Below are 10,977 nucleotides of genomic sequence, written 5' to 3' on the forward strand. Positions count from 1 at the left end.
GAATACGGCGAATTATCCGCCATGCCCGACTTCGCGCGCCACCGGAATCAGTCCGCGGTCACCGTCGCCTCCACCGGGCTGGACCCGATCTCCTGGAAGCTGTCCGTGCCGCCGCTGCGCTTGAAGTACGTGACCGTGCTCGACGGGTCGTTGGGCTCGGGGGCGTCGCTGAACGTCCACAGCGCCGCGTGCCCGCCGTTGGCGCCGGTCGCCGCGGCGATGTGCCGGGCGCCGGGCTGGGCGTCGTCGGGGTCGATGATCGTCGAGTCCTGCGAACCGTCCAGGTACACCTTGTAGAGCTTGGGGGTGGTGGAATCGGTCTGGGTGCCCAGGAGCACCACGGTGCGGCCGTCGGCCCACGCCGCGTCCGTGACGTTCTGCAGCGCCGCCGACAGCTGGTCCCCGGTCTGCTGGGGGCCCTGCATCAGCTGGAAGAACGTGTCCATGGACAGGGTCGGCGCGCTCCCGGTGCGGTCGATGGTCACCATCGAGGCCGGCAACGGGCTGCCGGCGGCCGCCGGGTTGCTCGTCTTGGCCTGCCCGTTCACCACGACCGCGCGCAGGCCGTCCGGCGAGGGCTTGAAGCGGGTCAGCGTCCCGCCGGGGACCAGCACGGCCTGCCGGTTCTGGCCGTCGGCGCCCTTCTCACCGGGATCCTGCACGTGGTAGAGGTTGGAATTGTCGACCACCCAGAGCGAGCCGTCCACCGGATCCCACTCCAGGTCGGTCACGTTCCCGGGGTCGCTCGCGGTGTACCAGACCCGCTGGTCGGTGTTCTTGTCGTTGACCACGACCACCGAGCCGTCCTTCTCGACCGCGGCCACCGCGGTCGTGCCGGACGGCGCCTTCACGTCGGAGGAGTCGGTGGTCTGTTTCACCGCGATCGGCGAGTTCTTCTGCAGTTGCAGGTCGCCCAGGCCGACCACCGACTGGACCTTCCCGCCGTTCGCCGGGCAGACGCCCGCGGGGCCGCCATTGGCGGTCAGCTGCTTGGAGAGGATCGCCGCGCTCGCGTTCTGCCCCGCCTGCGGGCACACCCAGTACGCCGTCGGCGGCCCCGAATTCTGCAAGACGTCCTCGGGGTGGCACACGGTACAGCCGGGATAGGTGACGCTCACCTCGGCGAGCGGGATCGGGGAGAGCAGCTGCTGGGTCTCCGCGGCGTCCCGGAACGTCTGGAGCAGCGCGTGCTGCACGTCGCTGATGTCCGTCATCCCGGCCGGCGGCGCCTTCAGCTGCACTCTGGCCACACCGCTGGGATCCACGTCCACCGTGCTCGCCAGTTCCAGGTGGGTGTTCTGCGCGGGATACCTGCCGTGCAGCACGGCGCGGGCCAGGGCGTCGTAGGTGTAGTCGGGCTTGCCGGTGTCCTGGGTCAGGTACACCTGGTCCATCTGCGAGATCCCGCCGTGCGTGGGCAGGTAGACCGGCAGCGCGGACTGGTAGGTCTGGTAGGCCCGTTTGAAGGCGTCGGGGGTGACCCAGCGGAAGCCCGGCGGCGTGTCGATCCGCCACCCGGTGTCCGGGCCGAGGTACTTCACCGCGAACTGCTGCGAGACCGGCTGCGTCACGTACTGGAAGAAGCCGTAGCTGTCGATCTGGGCGACCTCGGTGCCCTTCACGGTCACGTTCGTCACCGAGCCGACGGCCGGCGCCGCCGGGGCGGCCTGGGGCGCGCTGGAAACGGCGGCATCCGGATGCGCGCTGTGGTCGGCGCTGTGGTCCGTGCTCTGATCGGCACTCTGATCGGTGGTCAGGGCCGGCCCCGAGTAGTTCACGACCTGGGTCGTGGTGGCGGCGGGGTTCCACTTGGCGCGGGCCGCGGGCGTCAGGTACTCCTGGGCGACGCTGAAGGTGGGGTCCTTCTGGTCGCCGGTCAGCGCCTGCAGGAAGCTGGACACCAGCGTCGTCGGCGACATGGAGGCACTGGGTTCCAGGGCCAGGATGAAGACGTTGTTCCGGCTCTGGTTCAGCGTGACGCCGTGGACGTCGCCCTTGGACGGCGGGCCCGCGCACGCCGCGGTGCCCGCGACGGCTATCAGCGCGAGCAGCCCGGCGGCCCAGCGGGCCACCCTGTTCCCGGCGGCGCGGCGCGGGCCGGCGGCCGCCCGGCCGTCCGGATTCCCCGTGGTCATCGACGCTCCCCCAGTCGGTCCGAGCCGCGCCCGGCGAGTCCGGTCAGGTCCGGGCCGGTGTGGCGCGGGGCGGCCGCGACGGCGCCCTCGGCGGCCAGCCGCGCGGCCTCGGCCTGGCGCTTGTGGTGGCGCGAGTCGTCCGGCTCCAGCGGGATCGGCGAGCGCACCAGCTCCACGCCGGCGGTACGCGGCAGCGTCAGCCGGAACTGCGAGCCGCCGCCGGGCTCGCCCCAGGCCTGGAGCCAGCCGTGGTGCAGGTGCGCGTCCTCCAGCGAGATCGCCAGGCCCAGGCCGGTGCCGCCGGTGGTGCGGGCCCGGGCCGGGTCGGCCCGCCAGAAGCGGCCGAAGACCAGCGAGGACTCGCCGGGCTTGAGGCCGACGCCGTAGTCGCGCACCGCGACCGCGACCGCCTCGCCGGAGGCGGCCACCTTGACCACCACCGGGCGGCCCTCGCTGTGCTCGATGGCGTTGACCACCAGGTTGCGCAGGATGCGCTCGATGCGGCGCGGGTCGATCTCGGCCACGCAAGGGCTCTCCGGCGCCACGATGCGCACGTCCGAGCCCTTGCGCTCGGACAGCACCGCGCAGCCGTCGACCACCCGGCGGGCCAGCAGGCGCAGGTCCACCGGCTCGGCGTCCAGCACCGCGGCGCCGGCGTCGAACCGGCTGATCTCCAGCAGGTCGCCGAGCAGTTCCTCGAAGCGGTCCAGCTGGGTCTGCAGCAGCTCGGCCGAGCGCGCGGTCGGGCCGCTGAAGTCCTCGCGGGAGTCGTGCAGGACGTCGGCGGCCATCCGCACGGTGGTCAGCGGTGTGCGCAGCTCGTGGGAGACGTCGGAGACGAACCGGCGCTGGACCCGCGAGAGCTCCTCCAGCTTGCGGATCTGCCGCTGCATGTTGCCGGCCATGGTGTTGAACGAGGTCGCCAGCCGGGCCAGGTCGTCCTCGCCGCGCACCCGCATCCGCTCGTCGAACCGGCCGTCGGCCAGGCGCTCGGCGATCCCGGCGGCCTGCCGGACCGGGGTGACCACCAGCCGGGTGATGAACCAGGCGACCCCGGCCAGGGCCAGGACCAGCACCGCGCCGGCGATGACGATCATCTCGTTGTCGAAGTTGAGAGCCTGGCTCTCCGTGGTGAACGGGAAGGCGTAGTACAACTTGACCGTGTCGTGGTTGGGGTCCGGCAGCTGGAACGCCCCGCCGTAGAGCAGCCCCGGGGTCTTGTGGTCGGTCAGCCCGGCCCCGGTGGAGGCGTCGAGCATGACCACGTCCCCGGCGGCCGTCTGCACGCCGTACTCCAGGTTCGTGGTGAGCATCTGGGCCTGGAAGTTGTCCCCGCCGTAGGGCTGGACCTTGCCGCGCAGCTTGTCCGGGATGCTCTTGGGCAGGATCCCGCCGCAGGTGTAGCCCGAGACCGGGAGGGTGGACTCGTCCGTCATCAGCATCACCTGGTAGGTGTCGCTGTTGGCGCCGGTGCACAGGTTGCGGACCATGTCGTCCAGGCTGTTGACCCACGCGGCGGTGGCGGCCGGGCCGGCGTCGCGCAGCGGCACGCCGGCGGTCCCGGCCTGCCGGATGCCATCCGAGGCGGTGGCGATGGACGCGCTGGCCTCGCTGAACCCGCTGCTGACCATGGCCAGCGACGAGCTCTCCTTGGCCTGCACCAGGCCGTCGCGGATCTTGCTGTCCAGCACCCAGCCCAGGATGAACGCGATGACGACCGACAGCAGCAGGGTGAGCGACACCACGCGCAACTGCAGCGAGCCGCGCCAGGTCCCGGGCAGTTCCAGGACGGCGCGGCCGAAACGCCGGGCACCGCCGGTGAACTTCGAGACCCGCATCTACTTCCCGCCCGTGTTAAGCCGGACCGGCTTTGTAACCCACCCCGCGCACGGTGACCACGATCTCCGGGTTCTCCGGGTCGACCTCGATCTTGCTGCGCAGCCGCTGCACGTGCACGTTCACCAGCCGGGTGTCGGCGGCGTGGCGGTAGCCCCAGACCTGCTCCAGCAGCACCTCGCGGGTGAACACCTGCCAGGGCTTGCGCGCCAGGGCGACCAGCAGGTCGAACTCCAGCGGCGTGAGCGGGATCTGCCGGCCGTCGCGCTTGACGGAGTGGCCGGCCACGTCGATCGACAGGTCGCCGATGGCCAGCGTCTCGGGCTTGGGCTCGTCGGCGCGGCGCAGCCGGGCGCGCACCCGGGCCACCAGCTCCTTGACCTTGAACGGCTTGATCACGTAGTCGTCGGCGCCGGACTCCAGGCCGACCACCACGTCGACGGTGTCGCTCTTGGCGGTGAGCATGATGATCGGGACCCCGGACTCGCCGCGGATCAGCCGGCACACGTCGATGCCGTCGCGGCCCGGGAGCATCAGGTCAAGCAGGACCAGGTCCGGCTTGAAGTCGCGGAACACCTGCAGGGCCCGGTCACCGTCGGCGACGGACGTGGTCTCGAAGCCCTCGCCGCGCAGGGCGATGCCCAGCATCTCGGACAGGGCTATGTCATCGTCGACGATGAGGACACGACCTTTCATGCGGACCATCGTCGCATTACTTTCCGTTTTTGGTGAATCCCCGGGGCCCCTGGGAAGGATCACGGGTGTTGGTGCGGGGGTGGCGCCGTCCTCTGCCCTGCCTGCATGCTGGGGTGCACACTCCGGCGACGAGCCGGCGAAGCCCCGAGGAAGAGGCGTCCACGCAGCCCATGAGCCACGTCACCGGACCCACGATGTCCCCTTCCGTGCCCGGCTCCGACGCTCGGGCGGCGTACACGCCCGCGGGCCTGGGACGCGGAGTGGTCCCTTTGCGTCCGCTGCAAGCCGGGGAAATCCTCGACGGCGCGGTGACCGCGATGCGGGCCCATCCCGGCGTCATGCTCGGCCTGTCGGCGCTGGTGGTCACCGTCGGCCAGGCCGTGGCGATCCCGCTGGACTATCTGTATCTGCGGTTCCTGGCCGGACTGGTCAACGACAACACCACGCTGGGCAGCGGCACCGGGCTCAACGACCTGGCGATGCTGCGGCCCGGCATACTGATCAACGCGCTGATCGTCTCGCTGCTGGTCGGGCTGCTGACCGCCGCGGTGGCCCGGGCGGCGCTGGGCCGGCCGGTGACCCTGGCCCAGGTGTGGGCCTCGACCCGGCCCCGGCTGCTCCGGCTGTTCGGGCTCTCGCTGCTGATCTTCGTCGCCCTGTTCGGCCTGCTGATCCTGGGCATGGTCCCGGGCCTGCTGCTGGCCGCCGCCGGGAGCCCGGCCGCGGCCCTGGTGCTGCTGCTAGGGATCGGCGCGGCGGCGGTGCTGGCGGTCAACCGCTGGGTGGCGTGGTCGCTGGCCGCGGCCGCGCTGGTCCTGGAGGAGCAGCCGGTCCGGCGGGCGCTGAAGCGGTCCTCGACGCTGGTCAAGGGCGGCTGGTGGCGGGTCGTGGGCGTCTCGCTGCTGGCGCTGCTGGTGTCGGAGATGATCGCCGTGGTGCTCTCGGTGGTGCAGGAAGTGGTCGTCGGCTCGAATCTGAGCCCGGTGGCCGACAACGGGGACGGGACCTTCTCCGGGCACCACGTCTCGCTGCTGTACGTGTTCCTCGGGGCCCTGTTCTCGGCGGCGATCCAGTCGGTGGTGTCGCCCTTCGCCGCCTCGGTGATGGCCCTGCAGTACGTGGACCGGCGGATGCGCCGCGAGGGGCTGGACATCCAGCTGGCGATGAACGCGCGGCACCAGCGTGAGAGCTCGGCGGCCGGCGGCGGACCGGCGCCGGGGAACGGCCCGGCTGCGTGACCGATCCCGGGGCCCCGGTGACGCCGCCGCCTGGCGTACCGATCGACGTCGGCCGAGACGAGGCGCGCCGCGCGGCCGCGGACGAGCTGGCCAAGCCGGCCTACGCGCACGCCCGGCCCTCGCTCACCCGGCGGGCGCTGGACTGGATCGGGCACGAGCTGAGCACGTTGTGGGACAAGGCCTTCGGCGGCGGGACGAGCGGGGGCGACGGCTGGACCGCGCTGCTGGTCGTCCTGGTGCTGCTGGTGGTCGTCGTGCTGGTGGTCCGCCGGCGCTACGGGCCGGTCCGGCGGCGGGTGCGGGCCGACCAGGCGCTGTTCGACGAGGCGGCCCCGATGGACGCGGCCGGCTACCGGCACGCGGCGGAGGAGCACGCGGCCGGCGGGCGGTGGGCCGAGGCGGTGCGGGCACGGCTGCGCGCGGTCATCGCGGCGCTGGAGGAGCGGGCGGTGCTGGACCCGCGGCCGGGGCGGACCGCCGACGTGGCGGCGCGGGAGGCCGGGGCGCTGCTGCCGGAGCAGGCGCCGGCCCTGCTGGCCGCGGCGCGGGTCTTCGACGACATCTGGTACGGCCAGGCGGCCGCCGGGGCCGAGGACTACCGGCGGCTGGTGGCGGTGGACGAGGCGGTCGCGGCCGCGCGGGTGCGGGTGCAGGTGCAGGTGCAGGTCGGGAGCGTGGCCGGGGGTTCGGCCGGGGGCTCGGCGGGCGGGGAGCTGGCTGAGCTGGCTGAGCTGCCGGGGCGGTCGGGCCGGTCGGGGCGGTCGGAACCGTCGAGCCCCTCCAAGCCGCCGGAGCCGCGATGAAGACCCTGCGGGCCTGGCGCTGGCCGCTGGCCGCGCTCGCCGTCCTGCTGCTCGGCGCCCTGGTCACCGTGCTGACCTTCGGCGGCAACGGCGGCGGCACCCTCGATCCGGACTCGGCCTCGCCTGACGGCGGCCGCGCCCTGGCCGCACTGCTGCGGGACCGGGGCGTCACGGTCACCCCCGCGCGGACCACCGCCGACGCACTGGCCGCGGTCCAGGGCGCGCAGGGCGGCGCGACGCTGCTCGTCACCGACCCGGGGCTGCTGACCCTGGTGCAGATCGACACCCTGGCCGCGACGCCGGTGGCCCGGCTGGTGGTGGTGCAGCCGGATCCGCAGTCGGCGCAGCTGTTCACCTCCCCGGTGACCCGGGTGGGCCAGTCGCCCGCGGGCGTGCCGGTGGTCGACCCGGCCTGCCCGGACGCCGACGCGACTGCCGCCGGCAACGCCGACATCGGCGACGCCGAAGTGTTCAGCGGTCTGACCGCCGGCTGCTACCAGACACCCGACGGCTACGCGCTGGCAACGGCGCCGGGACCGGCGTCGGACGACACGGTGCTGGTCGGCAGCCGCACGCCGTTCCGCAACGACCACCTCGCCGACCACGGCAACGCGGCCCTGGCCCTGCGCCTGCTCGGCAAGCACCCGACGGTCGTCTGGTACCTGCCGGACGGCGCGGACCCGGGCGCTACGGCCTCCGGCCAAAAAAGCTTCACCGCGGTCCTGCCGGCCGGCTGGCGCTGGGGCGCCCTGACGATGGTGCTGGCCATCGGACTGCTGGCCCTGTGGCAGGCCCGCCGCCTCGGCCCGGTCGTGGCCGAGCGCATGCCGGTGGCGGTCCGCGCCGCCGAGACGGCCGAGGGCCGCGCGAGGCTGTACGAACGCGGCCGGGTGACCGACCGCGCGTCCGGTGCGCTGCGCGAGGCGGCGCGCTCCCGGCTGGCCGCCCGCCTGGGCCTGCCGCGCACGGCCGCGGTCGGCGACATCGCGACGGCCGTCGCGGCCCGCGGCGGACCGCCGGCGGCGGACACCCTGGCGGTGCTGGCGGGCCCGGCGCCCGCCGACGACGCCGGCCTGGTGGGATTGGCTTCGGCGCTGGACCGGCTGGAAGCCGAGGTCGGGCGGCTGTGACGAGGGACAGGAGAGCGAGATGACGCAGGGCTCTGGTTTCGGGGTGGGCGGCGCTGCGGTGTCGGGTGCCGGAGGAACGGCTTTCGAAGAGCCGGGGATCGGCATGGCGGGTTCGGGGGGTTCCGCGCGTTCGGCGGGTTCGGCCACCGGGCCGGTCGACCCCGCCGACGCCCGTGCCGCGCTGATGGCCGTCCGCGCCGAGGTCGGCAAGGCCGTCGTCGGCCAGGACTCCGCGGTCACCGGCCTGGTCATCGCGCTGCTGTCGGGCGGCCACGTGCTCCTCGAAGGCGTGCCGGGCGTGGCGAAGACGCTGCTGGTGCGCTCACTGGCGGCGGCGCTGGCGCTGGACTCCAAGCGCGTGCAGTTCACCCCGGACCTGATGCCCGGCGACGTGACCGGCTCGGCCGTCTTCGACAGCCGGACCGCGGAGTTCTCCTTCCGCGAGGGCCCGGTGTTCACCAATCTGCTGCTCGCCGACGAGATCAACCGCACTCCTCCGAAGACGCAGGCCTCGCTGCTGGAGGCGATGGAGGAGCGGCAGGTGACCGTGGACGGCCGCCCGCGCCCGCTGCCGGAGGTCTTCCTCGTCGCCGCGACGCAGAACCCGGTCGAGTTCGAGGGCACCTACCCGCTCCCCGAGGCGCAGCTGGACCGCTTCCTGCTGAAACTGGTCCTGCCGCTTCCCGGCCGCGACGAGGAGATCGGCATTCTGGACCGGCACGCCAACGGCTTCGACCCCCGCGACCTGGACGCCGCCGGCGTCCGTCCGGTCGCCGGGCCCGCCGAGCTGGCCGCCGCCCGCGCCGCCGCACGCCAGGTCACCGTCAGCCGCGACGTGCTGGGCTACATCGCCGACCTGGCCCGCGCCACGCGCATGTCGCCGTCGCTGGCGCTGGGCGTCTCACCGCGCGGCGCCACCGCGCTGCTCAGCACCGCACGCTCGTGGGCGTGGCTCGCCGGGCGCGGATACGTCACCCCGGACGACGTCCAGGCCCTGGCCAAGCCGACGCTGCGGCACCGGGTTCGGCTGCGCGCCGAGGCCGAGATGGAGGGCGGCACCGCCGACGGCGTGCTGGACGCCGTGCTCGGCGCTGTCCCGGTCCCCCGGTAGGCGGGGCGGGACTGTGGTGAGGGTGGCGGGGGTCGTAGGAGTGGCGGTCGTGGGGGTGGCGGTCATGAGAGTGGCGGTGTCATGGCCCTGACGTGGCGGGCCGGAGCCCTGGCTGCACTCGGCGCGGTGTTCGTCGGCGTCGTGCTGCCCTCGTGGGCCGGCATCGCGATCGTGGCGGCCGTCGTGGCCCTCGGGGTGGCGGTCGACGTCGCCCTGGCCGGCCCGGTGCGCACACTGCGGTTCGAGCGCAGCGGCGACACCACCGTCCGCCTCGGCGCGACGGCCCGGGTCCAGCTGGTCGTCACCAATCCCTCGGGGCGGCGAGTGCGGGCTCTGATCCGCGACGCATGGCCGCCGTCAGCAGGCCTTCAGGGCCCGGCCCCCACAGCGAACCGCCTGGCGGACCCGACGATCGTCCAGCCCCGGCACGCGGTCACGATCCCGGCCGGCGAACGGCGCCGGATCGAATCCGTCCTGGTCCCGACCCGCCGCGGCGACCGTCAGGCCGAGCATGTCAGCATCCGCTCCTTCGGCCCCCTGGGCCTGGCCGCCCGCCAGCGCACGATGAGCAGCCCCTGGCGAGTACGGGTACTGCCGCCGTTCCTGTCCCGCCGCCACCTACCCTCACGCCTGGCACGCCTCCGCGAACTCGACGGCCGCACCTCACTCCTGGTACGCGGACAGGGCACGGAATTCGACTCCCTGCGCGACTACACGGCCGGCGACGACATCCGCTCCATCGACTGGCGCGCCACCGCCCGCCGCCACATCGGCGACCACTACGACGTCGTGGTCCGCACCTGGCGCCCGGAACGCGACCGCGCGATCCTGATCGTCCTGGACACCGGCCGCACCGCCGCAGGCCGCATCGGCACCGAGGAACTGGGCACCGACGGCGTCCGCCTCGACGCGGCCCTGGACGCCGCCCTGCTGCTGACCGCCCTCGCCCTCCGCGCCGGCGACCGCGTCGACCTCCTCGCCTACGACCGCCGCATCCGCACAGCGGTGACCCGCACCACCCCGAGCCAAACCCTGGCCCACGTCACCAACGCAATGGCGGTCCTGGAACCGGAACTGGTCGAACTGGACGCCCGCGGCCTGGTCACCACAGTCCTGAACCGCGCCCCCCAGCGCTCCCTGGTGGTCCTCCTGACGAGCCTGGACTCGGCCCCGATGGCCGAGGGCCTCCTGCCGGTCATCGGCCGCCTGACGGCCCGCCACGAGGTGGTGGTCGCCTCGGTCGCCGACCCCCGCATCGAGGAGATGGCCCACGGCCGCGGCGAGGCGACGGCGGTGTACGAGGCGGCATCGGCGGAACGCGCCCGCGCCGAGCGGCGGCACGTGGCGGACCTGCTGGCGAAGCACCGGGTGACGGTGGTCGACCAGCCGCCGGCGCTGATCGCACCGGCCCTGGCGGACGCGTATCTGGCGCTGAAGGCGGCTGGGCGGCTGTAGGGGGAGCCGCGGTGGGTGCGCCGGCTGGGGCGGAGACGATGGGAGGCCGGCCGCCGCGGAGTCTTGCACGGCCTGGGGCTGAAGCTCCACAGGCCGAATAACGCAGATGCCTCGGCACAGCGGCCCCAAGAGCAAAGCAGGAAACGGCGCCACGGTGTTGGGGGTACCGCAAGGCAGCAGCCCGGTAGGACAGCCGCCACCACAGAGTCACCCCGGCGAGTGCCAGGGCAGCAGGGCAGTGCCAGCGCAGATCCGCAACATGACAGACCCAGCAGGTACCAGCCAGGCACAGATCCGCGGCAAGGCAGACCTGGCAGGTGCCCGCGCGGCAGGACCGCGCCGGGGCATGCTGGGCTGGATGGATGCGGGAGCTTCGGTAGTCGTGTCAGGCAGGCCGACCCGTCCCGCAGCTGTTCCCATAATTCGCCGAAAACGCAGTAGGCCCCCGATGGAAACCATCGGGGGCCTACTGTGAAAATTAGTCCGGCCGCGTCCTACTCTCCCACCAGGTCCCCCTGGCAGTACCATCGGCGCTGGCGGGCTTAGCTTCCGGGTTCGGAATGGGACCGGGCG

General features: G+C 73.4%; 8 protein-coding genes and 1 rRNA gene. 5 read left to right on the forward strand and 4 right to left on the reverse strand.

The features are described 5' to 3' along the window. Window positions 1-47: 47 nt before the first annotated feature. Genes ABH926_RS46995 through mtrA form a run of 3 tightly spaced genes read right to left on the reverse strand, consistent with a single transcriptional unit; the run spans window position 48 to window position 4,667 of the window. Window positions 48-2,135 (reverse strand): hypothetical protein, encoded by a 2,088-nt coding sequence (locus ABH926_RS46995; protein WP_370373781.1) that lies wholly within the window; start codon window positions 2,133-2,135, stop codon window positions 48-50. Beyond that, window positions 2,132-3,973, reverse strand: a complete 1,842-nt coding sequence (gene mtrB / locus ABH926_RS47000) for an MtrAB system histidine kinase MtrB (RefSeq protein ID WP_370373783.1) — start codon at window positions 3,971-3,973, stop codon at window positions 2,132-2,134. The genes ABH926_RS46995 and mtrB overlap by 4 nt, the downstream gene beginning before the upstream one ends. Window positions 3,974-3,989: 16 nt before the next feature. Next, window positions 3,990-4,667, reverse strand: a complete 678-nt coding sequence (mtrA, locus tag ABH926_RS47005) for an MtrAB system response regulator MtrA (protein ID WP_194894868.1) — start codon at window positions 4,665-4,667, stop codon at window positions 3,990-3,992. Between the two features lie 170 nt (window positions 4,668-4,837). Between mtrA and ABH926_RS47010 the strand changes: the two genes are divergently transcribed. The 5 genes from ABH926_RS47010 to ABH926_RS47030 all read left to right on the forward strand — a co-directional run bounded on the left by ABH926_RS47010 (window position 4,838) and on the right by ABH926_RS47030 (window position 10,404). Beyond that, the gene (locus ABH926_RS47010) at window positions 4,838-5,905 is read left to right on the forward strand and encodes a hypothetical protein (RefSeq protein ID WP_370373785.1); all 1,068 of its coding nucleotides are present in this window, start codon (window positions 4,838-4,840) and stop codon (window positions 5,903-5,905) included. After that, entirely contained in the window at window positions 5,902-6,708 is an 807-nt protein-coding gene (locus tag ABH926_RS47015) for a DUF4129 domain-containing protein (RefSeq protein WP_370373787.1), read from the forward strand. The genes ABH926_RS47010 and ABH926_RS47015 overlap by 4 nt, the downstream gene beginning before the upstream one ends. Then, complete coding sequence (locus ABH926_RS47020; RefSeq protein WP_370373789.1) at window positions 6,705-7,838, forward strand: DUF4350 domain-containing protein; 1,134 nt, start codon at window positions 6,705-6,707, stop codon at window positions 7,836-7,838. The genes ABH926_RS47015 and ABH926_RS47020 overlap by 4 nt, the downstream gene beginning before the upstream one ends. Before the next feature lie 184 nt (window positions 7,839-8,022). Beyond that, window positions 8,023-8,949 carry an AAA family ATPase gene (locus ABH926_RS47025; protein WP_370373801.1) on the forward strand — a complete coding sequence of 309 codons (927 nt, stop codon included), beginning with the start codon at window positions 8,023-8,025 and terminating at the stop codon, window positions 8,947-8,949. Window positions 8,950-9,030: 81 nt separating this feature from the next. After that, window positions 9,031-10,404: a DUF58 domain-containing protein gene (locus ABH926_RS47030; RefSeq protein ID WP_370373791.1), complete on the forward strand. Its 1,374-nt coding sequence runs from the start codon at window positions 9,031-9,033 to the stop codon at window positions 10,402-10,404. A 481-nt stretch (window positions 10,405-10,885) separates the two neighbouring features. Here ABH926_RS47030 and rrf read toward each other — a convergent pair. Then, window positions 10,886-10,977: ribosomal RNA gene (rrf, locus tag ABH926_RS47035) — 5S ribosomal RNA — on the reverse strand; the annotation flags it as partial.

The organism is Catenulispora sp. GP43, from assembly GCF_041260665.1.
In the GTDB taxonomy this organism is placed as follows: Bacteria; Actinomycetota; Actinomycetes; order Streptomycetales; family Catenulisporaceae; genus Catenulispora.

Coding starts and splice junctions, on each gene's coding strand:
- ABH926_RS46995 (WP_370373781.1), bottom strand. CDS start 2,135: ATGACCACGGGGAATCCGGACGGCCGGGCGGCCGCCGGCCCGCGCCGC.
- mtrB (WP_370373783.1), bottom strand. CDS start 3,973: ATGCGGGTCTCGAAGTTCACCGGCGGTGCCCGGCGTTTCGGCCGCGCC.
- mtrA (WP_194894868.1), bottom strand. CDS start 4,667: ATGAAAGGTCGTGTCCTCATCGTCGACGATGACATAGCCCTGTCCGAG.
- ABH926_RS47010 (WP_370373785.1), top strand. CDS start 4,838: ATGAGCCACGTCACCGGACCCACGATGTCCCCTTCCGTGCCCGGCTCC.
- ABH926_RS47020 (WP_370373789.1), top strand. CDS start 6,705: ATGAAGACCCTGCGGGCCTGGCGCTGGCCGCTGGCCGCGCTCGCCGTC.
- ABH926_RS47025 (WP_370373801.1), top strand. CDS start 8,023: ATGGCCGTCCGCGCCGAGGTCGGCAAGGCCGTCGTCGGCCAGGACTCC.
- ABH926_RS47030 (WP_370373791.1), top strand. CDS start 9,031: ATGGCCCTGACGTGGCGGGCCGGAGCCCTGGCTGCACTCGGCGCGGTG.